Raw genomic sequence first — 17,286 nt, 5'->3', positions numbered from 1 at the left:
ATCACTGCGATGAGCTACATGCCGGAGACCCGGCACGCCGACAGCGGGCCGGACCGAAGCAGGCTTGGCGAACCAAGGCTGCTCAGCGAACGGCGCGGCTCACGAGCGGAGCAGGTGCAGTTGGGACTGGTGCTTGGGCAGGTGCACCCGGGTGTGCAGGTCCAGGGTTCGGGACCAGGGCAGTGGCTCGTCGACGATGAGGTCGAAGCCCTCGCGTAGGTGCGTCTCGACCGGGGTCTCCGCCGCCAGGCCGAGCTCGTCGACCAGCCCGCACAGCCGGTCGCTGGTGCCGTGCAGCAGCGCGGTCAGGCCACGCAGACCACCCTGCTCGGCGGCGAGCGCGTCGAGCTGCGGGCGGTGCATGTCCTCCGCCAACTCGTAGTAGGCGAACGGCGACCCGGCCAGCAACGCCTCGGTGGCCTGAATCATCAGCTCGTCGTTGGCGACCAGATGCGCGACGATCTGCTCGGCACTGAGCTGCCCCTCCGGAGCCGGACCGAACCCGCCAGCGTCGACCTCCGCGAACAGGGCACCGTAAGCCCGCCGCAATCCCCCGCTCTCCATCCCCCCAGTCAACCCGCCGCAGCGGGAGTTAGCGGCGGGATTGGCGGGAGCGGAGGTAGTCGCTGACCACGTACTCGCCCAGGTCGTCGGTGTCCGGGGTGAACATGCGGCCCCGGCTGCGGCGGGCCACCGCGTCGACGAAGCGCCGCAGGCCCGGGTCGTCGCCGAGCATGAACAGGTTGAGCGTGGCACCGTAACGGCTCAGCCGGTCCACCTCGCGGACCGTCGCCTCGATCGTCTCCGGCAGCGGCGGCCAGTGGAACAGCGCCTCCCCGTCGTCCGGGTCCAGGTGGGCGGTCGGCTCGCCGTCGGTGACCACCAGCACGATCGGCTCGGCGTCCGGATGCCGCCGCAGGTGCCGGCCCGCCAACCGCAGCGCGTGCTGGAGGTTGGTGCCCTGCTCCATGTCCGGCTCCACGGCCGCCAACTCCTGCTGGGTGAGCGTCATCGCCTCCCGGCCGAAGCCCACGATCTGCAGGACGTCTTGTGGAAAGCGCGTCTCCATCAGGTGTGCCAGCGCCAGCGCCGTCTGCTTCATCGGCCCCCAACGACCCTGAGAGATCATCGAGTACGACAGGTCGACGCAGAGCACCACAGCGGCCGAAGCCCGCCTCTCGGTCTCCACCACCTCGAAGTCGTCCACCACGAGCTGCACCGGGACCGTCGGCCCGGCCCGACTGACCGCCCGGGTCAACGTGCGGACCACGTCCAACGGTTGCTCATCGCCGTACTGCCAGGGCCTGGACGCGCCGCTGACCTCGCCCGCCGCACCGGCCGAGCGCAGGTCGTGCTGGCCGCGTGGCCCGGCGGTCAGCTCCGCGAAGACCTGCCGCAGCGCGGTCCCGCCGAGCCGGCGCAGCGCCTTCGGGCTCAGTGTGAGCCCCTCCGCGTCCCGGCTGACCCAACCCTGGCGGCGCAGCTCCCGCTCCAGATCGCGCAGCCGGCGAACGTCGTCGGCCGCGTCCCGGCCCAGCGTGCGCGCCACCGCGTCGACGTCCACGTCGTCGAGGGTCGCCCCCGGGTGTTCCTGGTCGAGCTGGTCCAGCAGGTCGTCCAGGTCGCCGATCTCACCCAGCGCGCCGGCCGCGTCGGCGTAGTCCAGCGGCTGGTCGCCGCGGACCCGCTCACCCCGCCCCCAGCGCAGATCGGGTCGCAGCGCGCGCAGGTTCGCGTCGAGCGCTGACAACTCCCCCGCGAGGCGGTCGCCGAGCGACTGCTGCATAAGGCCGGCCAGCTCGGCGCGCTGCCGCTCGGAGAGCGAGTTCATCAGCCGCTCACCGGCCGCCGCCCGGCGGGCCAGCACGTCGATCAACTCGTCGACGTTCTCCGGCTTCTCCGGGAAGAAGTCGCCATGTCGGCGCATGAACTCGGCGAACGCGTCGGTGGTGTCCTCCGCGCGGCCGTGCCGGGCGAGCAGGTCGTTCAGGTCGCCCATCATCTCGGCGAGCCGCTGCTGGGCGGCCGGATCGGCGGAGGCGCGCACCGCGTCGCGCAGCCCGGCGAAGCGCTGACCGAGCACGTCGTCGCGGAGTTGATCGAGGATCTGCTGGTACGAGCGGCGGGCGTCGTCGCTGGCCCACTGGTAGCCGGACAGCTCCTCCACCGCCCGCGCCGTCGAGCGCGGCAGATTGTCCAGCACCGCCTCGGCGAACCGCGCGGCGTCGTCGTCGCGACCCCGCAGCTCGTCCCGCTCGGCGGCGAGGGCCTGGTCGAGCAGGGCCTGGGCCCGGGTCACCGCCCCGTCCAGGTCGCCCCTGCGCAGCGCCTCCCGGCGCAGCCGCCGAGCCCGGGCCGCCAGGTCGTCCAGACCACCCCGTCCCTGCGGGCCACGGCGCAGCAGGTCACGCAGCGCCTCCCGCAGGCTGCCGCCGGCCAGCACCTCGGCACCGACCGCGTCCACCGCCTCACGCACGTCGTACGGGGGTGCGAGCGGATCGGGCCCGCCGTTCCACTGCCCGTAACGGAACCGGTTGCCGGCCATGGTCAGCCCCGGCCGCCGTAGACGGTGCGCCCCGAGTCGGTGACGTCCTTGCCGAGCCGGCGGGTGAGGTGCAGCCCTTCCAGCACGAACTCGATGGCGGCGGCAGCCTCCTCCGAGGTGGGCGCGTCGCCCAGGTCGAGCCGGTCCAGAACCTTCGCCAACCCGGGTACGGTGCCGACCTGGCGCAGCAGCTCGGCGGCGCTGACCAACTCGCCGGTCTCGATCGCGGCGCCGTCCTCGACCAGGGCGGTGAACCCGGACAGGTCCAGCCCGGCCAGGTGGGCCCGGAACGTCTCGGCGGTCGCGGTACGCAGCAGGTGCGCGAGGATCTCGGTCTCCCGGCCCTCCTCGCCGCTCTCGAACTCGACCTTGCCGCGCAGCGTGCTGGTCACCGACACCGCGTCACCGACGCGGGCAACGGCCGCCTCGGAACGTCCGTCCGGCATGTCGGAGGCGGCGAGCAGACCGGCGCGGCGCAACGCGGCACCGGCCACCGTCTCGGCGGCGGCGATGGCGAATCGGGCGGAGACACCGGAGCGCGGGTCCACCGACGGCGACTCCCGGACGGCGCGGGCGAAGCGGGCCAGCACCTCCAGCACGTGCTCCGGCACCTCGGCGACCAGGTCGGCCTCCTGGCGGATCAGCGCCAGCTCCAACTCCAGGTCGACCGGGTAGTGGGTGCGGATCTCCGCGCCGAACCGGTCCTTGAGTGGGGTGATGATCCGGCCCCGGTTGGTGTAGTCCTCCGGGTTGGCGCTGGCCACCAGGAGCAGGTCCAGTGGCAGGCGCAGCTGGTAGCCGCGGACCTGGATGTCCCGCTCCTCCAGCACGTTGAGCAGCGCCACCTGGATGCGCTCGGCCAGGTCGGGAAGCTCGTTCACGGCGAAGATGCCCCGGTTGGTGCGCGGCACCAACCCGAAGTGGATGGTCTCCGGGTCACCGAGGGTACGACCCTGGGCGATCCGGATCGGGTCAACGTCACCGATCAGGTCGCCGACGCTGGTGTCCGGGGTGGCCAACTTCTCGCCGTACCGCATCGACCGGTGCAGCCAGCCGATCGGCAGCTCGTCGCCGGCCTCGGCGACCTGGGCGCGGGACGCCGGGGTGAGCGGGTGCATCGGGTGCTCGTTGAGCACCGAGCCGGGCAGAACGGGGGTCCACTCGTCGAGCAACGCGCCCAGCGAGCGGATCAGCCGGGTCTTGCCCTGGCCGCGCTCGCCGAGCAGCACCATGTCGTGCCCGGCGAGCACTGCCCGCTCGACCTCGGGCAGCACTGTGTCGTCGTAGCCGACGATGCCGGGGAAACGGGTCTCGCCGGAGCGCATCCGGGCGAGGAGGTTGTCGCGGAGTTCCTGCTTGACGGTGCGGTACTGGTGACCGGCCGCCCGTAGCGCGCCGAGCGTGCCGGGCAGGTCGGCCGGTGGAACCGGGATTACCGGGGTAGGCGCAGTCACCCGACCCACGCTAGCTCACCTTCGCAGGGGTGCCCCGGGCATCAGGGGCACCCCCGCTCCCGCTCAGCCCCGGTCGCACCGCTGGCAGGTGCCGCGGCGGCGCAGGTGGTACGCGTAGGTGGCCGCGCCGAGCGCCACGCCCCACACCGGCCAGAGCAGCATCGGCGCCCCGGTAATGCTGAGCCCGCCGGTGAGTTCCCAGAACTTCGGGTTGCTGAGCAGCCCCAGCGAGGCCGCGGTCACGGAGATGGCGACCAGGGTGGCCGGCACCACGGCCAGCTTCACCGGTACCCGCAGGCCGGCGAGCCCGAACATCCAGCGCGGGAACCTCTCGCCCCAGCGTTGCACCAGGCCGAGAGTGAGGATCGCGCCGACGGTGGCGAACGCGGCCAGCCCGAACCCGGCCCAGACCAGCCCGCTGTCCTGCATCTCGGTCAGGAACTCGCGGGAGATGCCCAGCGGGATGCCGGCCGCCCAGGCGAACCGGGTCAACGCGTACGTGAATGGGATGGCCGCGGCGATGCCGGCGGCCCACCGGCCCCAGCGGCTGGCGCCGGCCGGGGTGGTCCACCGCTGGCCGGTCTCGGCGCGGCCGCAGCCGACGCAGGCCCCGGCGGTACGTCGCTGCCAGGTGAGCACCGCCCCGACCAGCAGCAGCCCGCCGGCCAGCGCCGCGAACCTGCCGAACAGCGCCCAGTTGAAGACGTCGGAGTAGTCAATCGGTGGCCAGCCGAACGGCGCCCCGCCGATCATTATCGGCAGGTAGCCGAGAACGATCAGCACTCGGACATCCGGCACGACCAGGACGAGCACGAACGCGACCGCCCAGCCGTAGCCGGCGAGCAGAGCCCGCAGCGGGCCGGGTGGCCGCGCCGCCGGGCGGCTCATCGCCAGGGCGGCCACCGCGGCGGTGAGCAGCACGCCGGCGAAGAGCGGGGTGGCCACCTCCACCGGCACCAGGCGGAGCAGGCTGACGTCGCCGCCGTGGGGGTCGTTCGGGCCGAACGGGTAGCCGGCGCCGGTGAGCGTGCCGATCAGAGCGAGCACGCCCCACAGGCCGAGCCAACCGGCGGCCAGTGGGGCGAGCCGGTCCGGCCAGCGGGAGTCGGTACAGGACGGGGAGGCAGTGATCGTTGTCATGCTCTCAGCCTCGGCGGACAGCCGCCGGGTTCCCTCCCGGCCGGCGGTGAACCCGCTCCCCCGGCGGAGGGACCGATCAGCCGGACGGGGTGACGAAGCCGGACTCGTAGGCGGCGATGACCGCCTGCGTACGGTCGCGGACGCCCAGCTTGGCCAGCACGTTGCCGACGTGCGTCTTGACCGTCTCCACCCCGACCACCAGGTGCGCGGCGATCTCCGGGTTGGACCGGCCGGTGGTCATCAACCGCAGCACCTCGGCCTCGCGTTCGGTGAGCCGGGCGGCGCTCAACCGGTCGCCGCCCGTCGGCCCGTACGCGCCGACCAGTTGGCGGATCGCGGCCGGGAAGAGCAGTGACTCGCCGGCCGCGACCACCCGGACCGCCTCCACCACCTCGGCGGGCCGGGCCCGTTTGAGCAGGAACCCCGAGGCGCCGGCGCGCAGCGCCTCGTAGACGTACTCGTCGTTGGCGAAGGTGGTGACCACCAGCACCCGGGGCGGGTCGGCGGAGGTGGCCAGCAGGTGCCGGGTGGCCTGGATGCCGTCGATGCCGGGCATCCGCACGTCCATCAGCACCACGTCGGGCCGGTGCCGGGCGACCAGCGGCGGCACCTCGGCGCCGTCCGCGGCCTCGGCGAGCACGTGCAGGTCGGGTTGGGCGTCGATGATGGCCCGCAGCCCCACCCGGATCAGCTCGTCGTCGTCGACGATCAGCACTCCTGTGGTCATGTCGTCTCCTCGTACGGCAGGCGGGCCCGGATCAGCCACCGGTCGCCGTCCGGGCCCACTGTGAGCTGGCCGCCGAGCAGCAGCACCCGCTCCCGCATGCCGTCCAGGCCTCGACCGCCGCGCCCCCGCTGGCCTCGGTCGGGGTGGCGCACCGCGTTGACCAGCTCCAGCTCCAGCGCGTCGCTGTGCAGGTCCAGGCGTACCGTCACCGGCCCGTGGCCGTGCCGGGCGGCGTTGGTCAGTCCTTCCTGGACGATCCGGTAGCCCTCCCGGGAAACCACAGCGGGCACCCGGGTCGGGTCGCCGGCGCGTTGCGCGTGCACGGCCAGGCCGGCCGCGCGGGCGTCGGTGACCAACCGGTCCAGGTCGGCGAGGGTACGCTGCGGCGCCACCACGGGCCGGTCGCGTCCGTTCTCCCGGAGCAGCCCGAGCACGTGGTCGAGGTCGTCCATCGCGGTCCGCCCGACGTCCTCGATGGCGGTGAGCGCCCGCCGGACGAACTCCGGGTCGGTGTCGAGGACCTCGCGGGCGGCCCCGGCCTGGAGGGTGGCCACGGTCAGCGCGTGACCGACCGAGTCGTGCAGCTCCCGGGCCAGCCGGTTGCGTTCGGCGAGCCGGGCGGCCCGTGCTTCGAGGGCGGCGATCCGCTCCGCCTGAGCCGGCCCGAGCAGGACCGGCGCCATGGATCCGGCGAGCGCGCCGAGCCCGGCGACGGCGTAGCCGAGGCCGACCAGCAGGAGCACCCCGGTCAGTGTCAGCCAGCCGCTGTCCTGCCCGTCCAGTGGCCCGAACTGTTCCCGGCTGGTCAGCTCGGTGCCAATGCCGAACTGTTGGGCGATGAACGCCAGCGCCATCGGCAGGGCGCTGAACAGCGCGATCATCACCAGGGCGCCGACGATGAGATGGGTGGCGATCCAGAGCGCGCTACGCAGCCGGGTCTCCCGGTCGCCGTGATGCCCGGGCGCGGGTTCGGGCAGGTCGACGCCGAGCAGCGCCCGGACGGCGGCGATCTCCAAGGCCCGGCTGCCGTCCACCAGCAACGGGACGACGGCGATCAGCACGGCGATGACCAGTAGGACGTAAACCAGTGGGCGCGGGATCGCCGAGTCGGCGAGCAGTTGGGCGAAGGTCACCGCGAGCAGCCCGTACGGCAGCGCCAGCACGCCGCCGAGCAGCAGGAACACGCCGCGTCGCCAGGTGGTGCCGGCGACCAGCGGGGCCAGCGCCGCTCGGAGGGTCACCTCGTCATTCTGCTGCCCGGACGGTGCCGGCAACTCCCCCGTGCCGGGGAGATCTCAGCGGTGGTCGGCGACGTACTGCTGCGGGTCCTTGTCGCGGAACGGAAGGTTGCGACCGTTCTTGTGCTCGCCGTAGAAGGTCAGCCAGCGTTGGCCCAGCTCGGCGCGGAGTTCGGTGCTGGCGTGCCGGCGGAAGTCGGGCAGCGCCTCGTCCTCCTCTTCGGCGAGGTGTTCGCTGTTCTCCCGGCGGGCTGTGCCGACCGCCTCCCACCACTGATCCGAGCCGACCGGGTGCAGTTTCGCCTCGGCGATGGCGTCGCGGATCTTGTTGTGGTCGCCGATCGCGTCGGCGGTCTCGTCCTCGCCGTCGTCGCCGTGCTTGACCAGGTGCGGGTAGAGGATCGCCTCTTCCGCCTCGGCGTGGATGTCCAGGTGCAGGGCGAGGGCGTCCCAGATGGCGAGCATCTCCTGCTCGTCGCGGGCGTCGTCGAGGCGGGCGAAGCCACGCCGGAAGGCGGCGTGATCGTCCAGGATCAGCGCGGTGATGTCGTCCACTGTGCTCACTTTCCGGTTGGTTTGCCGATCCGGGCACGCAGCATCGCCGGCATCGCGGCGAGTCCGGTGATCGGGCGGAAGCGTTTCGCGGCCTCGGCCAGCGCCGTGTACTCGTCGTCAGCGAGGTCGATGTCGGCGGCGGCGGCGTTGCGTTCCATCTGCTCGACCCCGGACGCCCCGGGGATGGCGAGCACGTTCGGGTGGCGCAGCAGGTAGGCCAGCGCGATCTGGCTGGGGGTGGCGTCGTGGGCGTCGGCGACCTGGCGCACTGTGTCGATCAGGGCCGCGCCGCGCTCCAGGTTCTCCGGAAGGAAGTACGGGTTGGCGCGCCGGACGGCACCGGTCGGCGGGTTCCTGGCGTCGTAGCGGCCGGAGAGGAAGCCCTGCGCCAGCGGGCTGTACGCGATGACCACCCGCCCGGCCTGCCGTGCGTACGGCAGCAGGTCCTGCTCGGGTGCGCGGTCCAGCATGCTGTAGCGGACCTGGTTGCTGAGCACCCGCCGGCCGAGCGCCGCTTCGGCGACCTGCCAGCGGCGCAGCCCGTAGTTGCTCACGCCGACCTCGCCGACGAGCCCGACGTCCTGCAGGGTCCGCATGCCGCGCATTGTGGTGTGGTCGGCGACCAGCGGGTTGGGCTGGTGCACCTGGTAGAGGTCGATGCTGGTGACGCCGAGCCGGGCCGCCGAGGCGACCGCCCGTTGCTGCACCACAGCTGCCACCGGCAGCACCGGCAGGATCTTGCTGGCGACCACGACCTTCGGCCGGTCGTCGCCGAGGGCCGCGCCGAGGATGCGTTCGCTGCGCCCGAAGCCGTAGATCTCCGCGCTGTCGAAGACCGTCACGCCCAACTCCACGGCCCGCCGGACGATCTGCGCCGCCTGCCGCTCGAAGTCCGGGCCGTACCCCCATTCCCGGGAGCCGAACTGCCAGGTGCCCAAACCGATCTTGGACAACGGTTTGGGGGTGTCGAGCGCAATGAAACGCATGGCGTCGAAACTACCCCGATGTCCCGGTTTCCACGCCCGATCCGCACCACAGTGGGCCGGAGCTAGGCTCATGATCGTGACTTATCTCGCCGCGGATGACCGCTACGACACCATGACCTACCGGCGCAGCGGACGCAGTGGCCTGCGGCTGCCCGCCGTCTCGCTCGGGCTGTGGCACAACTTCGGTCCGGACCGCCCGTTCGAACGGCAGCGCGACATCGTGCGCCGCGCCTTCGACCTGGGTGTCACCCACTTCGACCTGGCCAACAACTACGGCCCGCCGCCCGGTTCGGCGGAGGAGAACTTCGGCCGGATGCTCGCCACCGACCTGAAGCCGTACCGGGATGAGCTGGTCATCTCCAGCAAGGCCGGGTACCTGATGTGGCCCGGCCCGTACGGCGAGTGGGGCTCGCGCAAGAACCTGATCTCCTCGCTGGACCAGTCGCTGGGCCGGATGGGGCTGGACTACGTCGACATCTTCTACTCGCACCGGTTCGACCCGGACACCCCGCTTGAGGAAACGATGGGGGCGCTCGACGCCATCGTCCGCTCCGGCAAGGCGCTCTACGTCGGCATCTCGAACTACAACTCGGAGCAGACCACGCGAGCCGCCGCGATCCTGCGCGAGCTGGGTACGCCGCTGCTGATCAACCAGCCGTCGTACTCGATGCTCAACCGCTGGACCGAGTCCGACGGCCTGCTCGACACGCTGGAGCAGGTCGGTGCCGGCTGCATCGCGTACAGCCCGTTGGCCCAGGGCCTGCTGACCGACCGTTACCTGGGCGGCATCCCGGCCGACTCGCGGGTTCGCACCAGCGTCTTCCTCAACGAGAGCGACCTCAGCGAGGAGAAGATGGCCACCATCCGTGGGCTCGGCGCGGTCGCCGAGCGGCGCGGCCAGTCCCTCGCTCAGCTCGCGTTGGCCTGGGCGCTGCGTGACCCGCGGATGACCAGCCTGATCATCGGGGCGAGCAGCGTCGAGCAGTTGGAGACGAACATCGCCGCGCTGGACAACCTTGACTTCACCGCCGACGAGTTGGCCGAGATCGAGCGCCACCTGGGCTGAACGCCGTCGGGTCCCGGGCGGGTCGGATCACCAGATCCGGCGCCGCCCGGCCCGGTGGTTGCGCACCTCGCACTGCCGGCCCACCGGTGCGGCGGCGCTGCGACGTCGCCGTCCGGCACCGATCAGCAGCAGCGCCAGGACCAGCACGGCGGCGGCACCGGCCAGCACCGGCCACCGGCCACCGAGGTTGGTCACCGACGCCACCGGCACGCCCGGGTCGGCCGCCGCCGCCACCGCCGGCTCGGTGGCGACCGGCTCACTCGCAGCGGTACGCGGCGCAGCCGGCGCGCTCTTCGTCGCGCCAGCTTTCGCCGGGGTGGCGGTGGCCGTGGCACCGGCGGCCTTGGCACCACGGAACACCACGTCGGAGCAGGAGTAGTAGGTGTCCGGGGTGTTGGAGTTCTGCCAGATCGTGTAGATCAGGTGTCGGCCGCTGCGGCCCGCAGGCAGCCTGCCCGCCAACTGGTACGCCCCGGCCCGCACCGGCGGGTCGGTCAGCGTCAGAAACGGGCGCGATTCCAGATCCCCCCAGGTCAGCTTCTTGCGGGGGTCGTAGTCGGGCGTGGTGACGTAGAGCCGGAAGGTGCCCCGGTGCTCGATGGTGGTCCGGTACCGGAAGGTGAACTTCGCGCCGGCGGTCAGCGTGGTGCTGGGCCAGTCGGTGCGAGGCAGGTCCAATCCCCGGTACGCGGACAGCCCGCCGCTGCACAGCTCACCGTCCGGGATCCTTTCCCGATCTCGCCCATTGATCGTGGAAACGCGCACGTTGTCCCATTCGCGTACCGCCGCGCCGGCCTGGATCGCCGCCCGGCAGGCGCTGGTGGCCGCGTACCGACCCTCGGGGCCGCAGGCCGCCGCGCGACTGATCGGGTCGGTCGGGGCGCCGTGGGCGGCGGCGGGCGTGGCGCCCACGGGCACGGTCGCGGCAGCGACCAGCACCGTGGCGAGGAGCCGGCGTACGGGCATGAGGATGACCTCCAGCCACTGGTACGGCCGGGAGACGGCAAAGGTTCGACGCTGACCGGCCGGGAATCCTGCGGGTGGGTGTGGCGTTTCGATACTCGGAACCGCTTGCACCGAGGAGGCAGAGATGAAGGTACGTAGCTCGTTGCGTGCACTGAAGCAGAAGCCGGGTTCGGTGGTGGTCCGCCGTCGCGGCCGGGTGGTCGTGGTGAACCGCGCCAACCCGCAGTGGAAGAGCCGTCAGGGCTGATTTAGCCCTTACCGGACATCTAGTCGCCAACGCCCTGACCGGGTCATCCGGTCGGGGCGTTTTGCGTGCTGAGGCGGTTCGGCGGATGGATCGACTAGGGTGCTTCGAAAGGTCGACCCGATGAGGAGGAACCGGTGTTCATCTTGGAGCTGTCCTTCGGCGACGAACCCGACCGGCTCGCCGCCCGGCCGGCGCACCGGGAGCGCCTCCAGGCTCTGCACCAGGAGGGCCGGCTGGTCATGGCCGGGCCGTTCGCCGACGACTCCGGAGCACTGCTGATCTTCGACGTCCCCGACGCCGAAGCGTTCGCCACGATCGTCGCCGAGGACCCCTATTACCGAACCCCCGGGGTGACGATCGCCAGCCAGCGGGAGTGGTCACCGATCGTTCGTTAGCCAGGGCTTCGACAATGTCCTGGCTGCCACTGTCCGGGTGGCCGGCCGACTCACGACTCGTCGTCCACCGCGAGCGCAGCACGGTTGCCGACATGGCCCAGGTAGAGCAGGTAGGGCACGACCAGCACGGCGAGCACCAGGACCGCCGCGATCACCGGCGGATCACCGAAGGCGGCGCCGAGGATGACCGGCAGCGGGGACACGACCGCCAGCAGCATCCCGGTCCGGCGGAAGGGGCGCTCGACCCGGCGGTGTGCCGCGTACCAGTGCTCGGTCGATCTCATGGTCGCGGTGGTCCGCACCCCAGGGCTGCGGTACATGTCGACCGACGGCCGCACTGACGCTCTGGCGGTGAATGCGACGAGCCATCCGAGGAATGCGTAGACCACCGAGATGAACGCTCCAGCCAGCAAAGGCCACCTCCTGACGCATCAAAACGCCCTGGTCGGATTATCCCGACCAGGGCGTTTCTCAAGGGTGGAGCCGAGGGGACTCGAACCCCTGACCCCCACACTGCCAGTGTGGTGCGCTACCAGCTGCGCCACGGCCCCTTGCTGTCGTCCCGGTCGCCCGGGCACTGGGAAACTATACACAGACCGGCCCGCATGGTCATCTCGCGGGGTCCCCCGCCGGGCCGGGTCAGTTGAGCGCCACGTCCGGCGGGAAGTGCGCGACTGCGGCCATCATCCCGCCCTGCCGGCGCAGCACCATCGGCCACAGGTCGTCGGGCCGGTCGACGAAGGCATCCCCGGGCAGCCCGTCCAGCACGAACCAGGATCCGTCGGCGATCTCCTGCTCCAACTGGCCGCTGCCCCAGCCGGAGTAGCCGGCGAAGACCCGGATGCCGCCGATGCTCTCCCGCAGCCGCTCCGGGTCGACCGAGAGGTCGATCGTGCCGACCGCCCCGGAAACCTGGTGAAAGCCCTTCACCCGGCGCATCGGGTGCCGCATCCGGGCGAGGCAGATGGCCGAGTCGGGCTGCACCGGGCCACCCTCGAAGAGCACCGCCGGGTGGCGGGCCAGGTCGCTCCAGTCGCCGAGCACCTCGGCCACCGGCACCTCGGTGGCCCGGTTCAGCACCACGCCGAGCGCGCCGCCCGGCTCGTGGGCGACCAGCAGCACGACCGTACGGTCGAAGTTCGGGTCCTTGAGCGCCGGAGTCGCGACCAGCAGCCGCCCGGTCATCGACTCCATCGCTCGTCCGCCGATCGCCTGGCCCTCTCCCTGCATGCCACACACCCGTCAACCGTGAGCCCGCGCCGGGGGCCGGTCATCGACCGGATCCGCCCGCCGCATCGGGTTCAGCCGCCCTGTCAACGCCATGCCTGGCACCATAGCCTGCGTGCTGGGTGCTGGCTAAGGTCTGACCGGCGGGTGATCGGACAGTTAAGACGAAGGGCCGACGCACCCGACGGTGGACCTCCCGGTGATCGACCGATCGGGGCCACCGACGGCAGAGAAACGCCCGAAACGTCCGTCACATCCCGATAGATTCGGCTGATCGGGAGGGCGACCGCGGTTGCCCCTGCCCGCGACACGGAGGCGGGTGGCGATGGCAACTGTCCGGGACGCGACGTACGACGTGCTCCGCACCCTCGGCATGACCACTGTCTTCGGCAACCCCGGCTCCACCGAGGAGCCGTTCCTCCAGGACTTCCCCGCCGACTTCCACTACGTCCACGCGCTGCAGGAGGCGACGGCCGTCGCGATGGCCGACGGCTACGCACAGGCCAGCGGGGTGCCCGCCCATGTCAACCTGCACACCGCACCGGGCACCGGCAACGGCATGGGCAACCTGGTCACCGCCTGGCACAACAAGACCCCGCTGATCGTCACCGCCGGCCAGCAGACCCGGGAGATGCTGCTCCTGGAACCCCGGCTGGCCAGCCGCCGACCCACTGAGCTTCCGCAGCCGTACGTGAAGTGGGCCTACGAGCCGGCCCGGCCGCAGGACATCCCCGCGGCGATGCTGCGGGCGTACGCGACGGCGGTGCAGCCACCGGCCGGGCCGGTCTTCCTCTCCCTGCCGATGGACGACTGGGCCCAGCCAGCCGACCCGCCGCCCGCGCAGCGAACGGTGGCCACCCGGTTCGCGCCGGACCCCGAGCGGTTGGAGGAGTTCGTCCGGGTGCTGGCCGGCAGCCGCAACCCCGCGCTCGTGTACGGGCCGGGTGTGGACCGCTCCGCGAGCTGGTCGACCGCTGTCGCGCTGGCGGAGCGGCTCGCCGCGCCGGTCTGGTCGGCTCCCGCCCCCGAGCGGGCGGTGTTCCCCGAGGACCACCCGCACTTTCGCGGCGTGCTGCCGTACGCGATCGGTCCGCTCGCCGAGGCGCTGCGCGGGCACGACACGGTGCTGGTCGTCGGCGCCCCGGTGTTCCGCTACTACCCGTACGTGCCGGGCGGACACCTGCCCGACGGCGCTCGACTGCTGCACATCACGGACGACCCCGACGAGGCAGCGCGAGCCCCGGTCGGTGACAGTCTGCTCAGCGACCCGGGGCTGGCCCTGGCCGCGCTGGTCGAACGGGTGCCGCCGAGCGACCGGCCCGCACCCACGCGACGGGACGCACCGCCACCGCCGGAGGTCGGCACCCCACTGAGCGCCGACGCCATGTTCGCCGCGCTGGCCGCACACTGGCCGACCGACGGCGTGCTGGTCCAGGAGTCACCATCCAACCTGTCCGCGCTGCGTCGTCAGCTGCGGATCACCCGCCCGGCGTCGTACTTCACGATGGCCAGCGGCGGCCTCGGCTACGGCCTGCCGGCGGCGATCGGCATCGCACTGGCCGAGCGGGACACCGGGCGCGGTCGCCCGGTGGTGGCGGTGATCGGCGACGGCTCCTTCCACTACTCGGTGCAGGCGCTCTGGACGGCCGCACGCCTGGCACTACCGGTGGTGGTCGTCGTCCCGGTCAACCAGCAGTACGCGATCCTCAAGGCGTTCGCCGAGCTGAAGCACACTCCCGGTGTGCCCGGCCTGGACCTGCCGGGGTTGGACGTCATCGCGATCGCGGCCGGCTACGGCTGTGCCACGCAGGTGGTGGAGGCCCCCGATCAGCTCGGCGCGGCGCTCTCCGCCGGGCTGCGCGCCGACCGGCCCACTGTGTTGCCGGTGCCGATCAGCACCGACGTGCCCAGCATCCTCTGAGCCGAGTCAGCGCGGTGCGATCGCCAGCGGGGCACCGGTGAAGACGTCCAGCACCGGCCGGCTGCCCAGCGGCGCCGCGAGGGTCACGGTGACCGGCTCCAGTTTCAGCAGGGCGATACATTCGCCGGTGGCCCGGGTGACACCGCCACCGACCACCACGACGTCCGGACGTTCCCACACCAACGGCGTGATCCCGGTGTCGCACGCGCCGACGCCGAGCCGCACGGTCAGCCGGGCGTCGTCGACGGCGGCCAGGTTCTGGGCCGCCACCAACCCGTCCGGCAGTGGCCGAGCCGGCGTGGTCGGCTCGGGGACGGGGGTGACCGCCGTCGGCGCGACGGCGAGCCGGACCACCGGGGTGGCCAGCTCCTTGATGGTGAACAGCCAGGCCGGGACCTGTGCCACGCCCCGGCTCGTGTGCACCGGCACGGCGCCGAACGTGACAGCGGTGACGGTGAGCGGAAGACAGGCGGTCTGCGTGCTGCTCGTGCTCCACCCGTCGGGCCCTGGTTCGACTGTGGGGCCGCCGGGGGTGGGGCGCCCAGGCCGCTTCGGCCGCCCCGGGCAGGGCAGTGGGTCACCCTGGTCGAGCTGCCGGTACGCCTCGGCGGCGCTGACCAACGGCAGCGTCAGCCGCCCGTCCGGGAATTGGATCTCGCCGCCGACCCGGGTGGGCGGTATCCCGACCTGCGCGCGGTACCACCCGGCCCGGAAGGCCGCCTCGGTCTCGGGGGTGAAGCCCGGGTCACCGGTGAGCACTGTCGGCCCCTCCAACGGCACGTAGCCCGTGCGCCAGTCGGGGCCGGGCCGCCACGCCTCGGCGACCTGAGCGGCCCGCCGGTCGAACGCCTCCGCCCCGTGCGTCGGGCCGGGCGGGCCGTCGGCCGGGCCGGCGTCGGTCGCGGCACAGCCCGTCAGGAGCAGCAACGGGAGTGCGAGCAGCAGGGCAGGCCGATTCATGTACGGTTCGACGCCTCCGCCGACCGGCCGGTTCCCGACCTGGGCTCAGGTCTCGCCACCCAGATCCGTCTGGTACGCCTCCCAGAGCAGGTCGGCGCCGCGCCGGCGATGCCGGGCCAACCGCCGCAGCAGGTGCCCGGCCCGGTGTCGCAGCTCATCGGGGTGCGACTCGGGCCGCTCAGCGATCTGCTGAACCGCCAGGATCGCGGCGACGATCGCCACGTGCTCCCGGGTCAGCAGCCGCACGCCGTGGTCCAGTCGCGGTGACTGGGTGAGCAACTCCCGGTAGAGGCCGGCGGGGCCTTCGGTGACCTGGACGTGCTCGGCGAAGCCCTGGCGCACCGGACGCAGCCGAAGGAGAACCTCTTCGCGCCAGCACGGCTCGGTGCTGGCGACGGCGACGGCCCGGCCGAGGGCGTGCACGTCACCGGCGAGGCCGGCCGGGCGCGGCGCGCCGGGTAGACCGCTGGAATGTGGATCGGCGGGGAGCCCCGCCGGATGCGCGACGCGCGGTCGGGCGACGAGTGACGGCTGCTGGACCGGACCGGTGACCATGGCACCTCCCGCGCGGCGGCTCTGCTACCCCATACCGCGATGGTGAGGCCGCCCGGCCCGCCCTGTCCAGGGCCCTGAGCCGTCTCATCTGCCCCATTGGACCCATTGGCCCCACCAGCCACGTTGGTGGCCCTGGAGCGCCGCACAGGCCTCCTGGGGACGTACGACCGCCTCAGTCGGTCGACGGAGGCTCTGCCAGCCGGCGCAGGTGGTCGGCCACAGCGCGCGCGTCGCCGGCCCGCTCGTCGCCCGGTCGGCCCGTCGTGATCGCCTCGGCCAGCGCCCGCAGCTCGGACGGCGGCAGGACGGGCAGCCCCATGCCGCGCAGTGGGATGGTGACCCCCCGGGCGCTCCCCGGATCGGTCGCGAGGATGGCCCGTACCTGCGGTTCGCCAGCCGGACCGTCGTCGACCGCCTCGCGGTGGGAGACGGCGCCGGACTCGATCCGGGCGGTGGCGAGGTCGACGGTGCGCGTGCGCAGCGCACCGCGTACCCGCGCCCGGCTGCCGTCCAGCCAGGCAGCCGTGCGGAGCACCCGCAGCACCAGGTAGAGGCCGAGCAGGACGAAGGGCAGGCCACACAGCCCGACGAACGGGCTGGGACCGGACTGGTTCGGGTCGGCGGAGTCGCATAGGCCGGGCGGCAGCAGCCCCGGTGGCAGGTCCCGAGCCTCCTCATAGGAGGCGAACGCGTCACCCGGGCCGGTCAGCCGGCGGAACAGCCCGTCGGCGACGAGGGGCAGTGCCACGAACGCCGCGCCCACGGCCGTGAGCAGGACGCCGAACACCAACGCCACGACGCGCTGGCCGGGTGACGCGCCGACCGACAGGCGCAGCTCCTGGTTGGTCACAGGGGGCAGCGTAAGACCCCGCGAACAACGAAGCGCCCCGGCTGGTGGGCCGGGGCGCTTCGTTCGAGGTGGTGGAGGTGCCGGGAATCGAACCCGGGTCCTTCGCCGGTTTGTCAGGGCTTCTCCGAGCGCAGCTCGCTGTGCCTCTACTCGGCCCCACCGCTCACGCGAGCAAGTTGGTGTGACGGGCCCAGTCGCTGATTAATCTCGCCGCACGGACCCCGCGACCGGGTCCGATTGGCCAGCCTCCTAGCTGATGCCGGCTACTGGGACGAAGGCGTTCCCAGGCCGACAGACTTAGCTACTCGCCTCAGGCGGCGAGAGCGAAGTCAGCGCGATTTTGCTTGGCGCTTATAAGTTTCCGACGACCGATTCTCGAGACGACGTCGGCTTCCTCGGCTCGCTTCCCCTGTCGCTGCGTACGAAGTCGAAACCAGTCACCCCCTCGACAGGC

The 17,286-nt window shown here is 72.3% G+C and carries 18 protein-coding genes, 1 tRNA gene and 1 other RNA gene; 4 read left to right on the top strand and 16 right to left on the bottom strand.

From position 1 onward, the window contains the following. Window positions 1–99: 99 nt before the first annotated feature. The 8 genes from MED15_RS16010 to MED15_RS15975 all read right to left on the bottom strand — a co-directional run bounded on the left by MED15_RS16010 (window position 100) and on the right by MED15_RS15975 (window position 8,645). The gene (locus MED15_RS16010; RefSeq protein ID WP_112725672.1) at window positions 100–564 is read right to left on the bottom strand and encodes a hypothetical protein; all 465 of its coding nucleotides are present in this window, start codon (window positions 562–564) and stop codon (window positions 100–102) included. Between the two features lie 28 nt (window positions 565–592). Further along, complete coding sequence (locus MED15_RS16005) at window positions 593–2,545, bottom strand: VWA domain-containing protein (protein ID WP_112736033.1); 1,953 nt, start codon at window positions 2,543–2,545, stop codon at window positions 593–595. A gap of 2 nt (window positions 2,546–2,547) precedes the next feature. Then, a complete protein-coding gene (locus MED15_RS16000; protein ID WP_112736031.1) occupies window positions 2,548–4,008 on the bottom strand; it encodes a magnesium chelatase ATPase subunit I in 1,461 nt (486 codons plus the stop codon). Window positions 4,009–4,062: 54 nt separating this feature from the next. After that, complete coding sequence (locus MED15_RS15995) at window positions 4,063–5,139, bottom strand: hypothetical protein (RefSeq protein ID WP_112736029.1); 1,077 nt, start codon at window positions 5,137–5,139, stop codon at window positions 4,063–4,065. A 76-nt stretch (window positions 5,140–5,215) separates the two neighbouring features. Next, window positions 5,216–5,866: a response regulator transcription factor gene (locus MED15_RS15990; protein WP_112582359.1), complete on the bottom strand. Its 651-nt coding sequence runs from the start codon at window positions 5,864–5,866 to the stop codon at window positions 5,216–5,218. Continuing rightward, the gene (locus MED15_RS15985) at window positions 5,863–7,107 is read right to left on the bottom strand and encodes a sensor histidine kinase (RefSeq protein ID WP_112601964.1); all 1,245 of its coding nucleotides are present in this window, start codon (window positions 7,105–7,107) and stop codon (window positions 5,863–5,865) included. Before MED15_RS15985 ends, MED15_RS15990 begins: the two co-directional genes overlap by 4 nt. 54 nt (window positions 7,108–7,161) lie before the next feature. Then, window positions 7,162–7,668: a hemerythrin domain-containing protein gene (locus MED15_RS15980; RefSeq protein WP_112582361.1), complete on the bottom strand. Its 507-nt coding sequence runs from the start codon at window positions 7,666–7,668 to the stop codon at window positions 7,162–7,164. Then, the gene (locus MED15_RS15975; protein WP_112725678.1) at window positions 7,665–8,645 is read right to left on the bottom strand and encodes an aldo/keto reductase; all 981 of its coding nucleotides are present in this window, start codon (window positions 8,643–8,645) and stop codon (window positions 7,665–7,667) included. Before MED15_RS15975 ends, MED15_RS15980 begins: the two co-directional genes overlap by 4 nt. Window positions 8,646–8,715: 70 nt before the next feature. Here MED15_RS15975 and mgrA point away from each other — a divergent pair, with 70 nt between their 5' ends. After that, the gene (gene mgrA / locus MED15_RS15970; RefSeq protein WP_091393918.1) at window positions 8,716–9,711 is read left to right on the top strand and encodes an L-glyceraldehyde 3-phosphate reductase; all 996 of its coding nucleotides are present in this window, start codon (window positions 8,716–8,718) and stop codon (window positions 9,709–9,711) included. 27 nt (window positions 9,712–9,738) lie between these two features. Here mgrA and MED15_RS15965 read toward each other — a convergent pair whose 3' ends face one another. Beyond that, window positions 9,739–10,677, bottom strand: coding sequence for a lytic polysaccharide monooxygenase auxiliary activity family 9 protein (locus MED15_RS15965; protein ID WP_112736028.1), 939 nt, complete (start codon window positions 10,675–10,677; stop codon window positions 9,739–9,741). Window positions 10,678–10,801: 124 nt separating this feature from the next. Here MED15_RS15965 and MED15_RS15960 point away from each other — a divergent pair, with 124 nt between their 5' ends. Further along, window positions 10,802–10,924, top strand: coding sequence for a 50S ribosomal protein L36 (locus MED15_RS15960; protein ID WP_030490864.1), 123 nt, complete (start codon window positions 10,802–10,804; stop codon window positions 10,922–10,924). 134 nt (window positions 10,925–11,058) lie between these two features. Next, window positions 11,059–11,319: a YciI family protein gene (locus MED15_RS15955; protein ID WP_112698679.1), complete on the top strand. Its 261-nt coding sequence runs from the start codon at window positions 11,059–11,061 to the stop codon at window positions 11,317–11,319. A gap of 50 nt (window positions 11,320–11,369) precedes the next feature. Here the strand turns inward: MED15_RS15955 and MED15_RS33485 are convergent, their stop codons facing one another. The 3 genes from MED15_RS33485 to MED15_RS15940 form a co-directional block, all read right to left on the bottom strand. Beyond that, window positions 11,370–11,639 carry an SdpI family protein gene (locus tag MED15_RS33485; RefSeq protein WP_279636249.1) on the bottom strand — a complete coding sequence of 90 codons (270 nt, stop codon included), beginning with the start codon at window positions 11,637–11,639 and terminating at the stop codon, window positions 11,370–11,372. Between the two features lie 158 nt (window positions 11,640–11,797). Next, window positions 11,798–11,870: transfer RNA gene (locus tag MED15_RS15945), tRNA-Ala, on the bottom strand. A gap of 88 nt (window positions 11,871–11,958) precedes the next feature. Next, a complete protein-coding gene (locus MED15_RS15940) occupies window positions 11,959–12,549 on the bottom strand; it encodes a YqgE/AlgH family protein (protein ID WP_112582369.1) in 591 nt (196 codons plus the stop codon). A 322-nt stretch (window positions 12,550–12,871) separates the two neighbouring features. On the opposite strand from MED15_RS15940, the gene mdlC reads away from it, so the two are divergent. Then, entirely contained in the window at window positions 12,872–14,467 is a 1,596-nt protein-coding gene (gene mdlC, locus MED15_RS15935; protein ID WP_112736286.1) for a benzoylformate decarboxylase, read from the top strand. Between the two features lie 6 nt (window positions 14,468–14,473). On the opposite strand, the gene MED15_RS15930 is transcribed toward mdlC, so the two are convergent. The 4 genes from MED15_RS15930 to ssrA all read right to left on the bottom strand — a co-directional run bounded on the left by MED15_RS15930 (window position 14,474) and on the right by ssrA (window position 17,277). Continuing rightward, complete coding sequence (locus MED15_RS15930) at window positions 14,474–15,427, bottom strand: hypothetical protein (protein ID WP_112736026.1); 954 nt, start codon at window positions 15,425–15,427, stop codon at window positions 14,474–14,476. A gap of 45 nt (window positions 15,428–15,472) precedes the next feature. Continuing rightward, on the bottom strand, window positions 15,473–15,982 hold the full coding sequence (locus MED15_RS15925) for a hypothetical protein (RefSeq protein ID WP_112736024.1): 510 nt from the start codon (window positions 15,980–15,982) through the stop codon (window positions 15,473–15,475). 172 nt (window positions 15,983–16,154) lie between these two features. Beyond that, a complete protein-coding gene (locus tag MED15_RS15920; protein WP_112736022.1) occupies window positions 16,155–16,832 on the bottom strand; it encodes a hypothetical protein in 678 nt (225 codons plus the stop codon). 69 nt (window positions 16,833–16,901) lie between these two features. Beyond that, window positions 16,902–17,277, bottom strand: a transfer-messenger RNA (tmRNA) gene (gene ssrA / locus MED15_RS15915). Window positions 17,278–17,286 lie beyond the last annotated feature (9 nt).

The organism is Micromonospora noduli (assembly GCF_003264475.1).
Taxonomy (GTDB): Bacteria; Actinomycetota; Actinomycetes; order Mycobacteriales; family Micromonosporaceae; genus Micromonospora; species Micromonospora noduli.
The sequence above is the reverse complement of the archived record's forward strand: the minus strand, read 5'-3'. Positions and strand labels throughout refer to the sequence as shown.

Coding starts and splice junctions, on each gene's coding strand:
- MED15_RS15965 (WP_112736028.1), bottom strand. CDS start 10,677: ATGCCCGTACGCCGGCTCCTCGCCACGGTGCTGGTCGCTGCCGCGACC.
- mdlC (WP_112736286.1), top strand. CDS start 12,872: ATGGCAACTGTCCGGGACGCGACGTACGACGTGCTCCGCACCCTCGGC.
- MED15_RS15975 (WP_112725678.1), bottom strand. CDS start 8,645: ATGCGTTTCATTGCGCTCGACACCCCCAAACCGTTGTCCAAGATCGGT.
- mgrA (WP_091393918.1), top strand. CDS start 8,716: ATGATCGTGACTTATCTCGCCGCGGATGACCGCTACGACACCATGACC.
- MED15_RS15995 (WP_112736029.1), bottom strand. CDS start 5,139: ATGACAACGATCACTGCCTCCCCGTCCTGTACCGACTCCCGCTGGCCG.
- MED15_RS33485 (WP_279636249.1), bottom strand. CDS start 11,639: ATGTACCGCAGCCCTGGGGTGCGGACCACCGCGACCATGAGATCGACC.
- MED15_RS16010 (WP_112725672.1), bottom strand. CDS start 564: ATGGAGAGCGGGGGATTGCGGCGGGCTTACGGTGCCCTGTTCGCGGAG.
- MED15_RS15960 (WP_030490864.1), top strand. CDS start 10,802: ATGAAGGTACGTAGCTCGTTGCGTGCACTGAAGCAGAAGCCGGGTTCG.
- MED15_RS15930 (WP_112736026.1), bottom strand. CDS start 15,427: ATGAATCGGCCTGCCCTGCTGCTCGCACTCCCGTTGCTGCTCCTGACG.
- MED15_RS15925 (WP_112736024.1), bottom strand. CDS start 15,982: ATGGTCACCGGTCCGGTCCAGCAGCCGTCACTCGTCGCCCGACCGCGC.
- MED15_RS15940 (WP_112582369.1), bottom strand. CDS start 12,549: ATGCAGGGAGAGGGCCAGGCGATCGGCGGACGAGCGATGGAGTCGATG.
- MED15_RS16005 (WP_112736033.1), bottom strand. CDS start 2,545: ATGGCCGGCAACCGGTTCCGTTACGGGCAGTGGAACGGCGGGCCCGAT.
- MED15_RS15990 (WP_112582359.1), bottom strand. CDS start 5,866: ATGACCACAGGAGTGCTGATCGTCGACGACGACGAGCTGATCCGGGTG.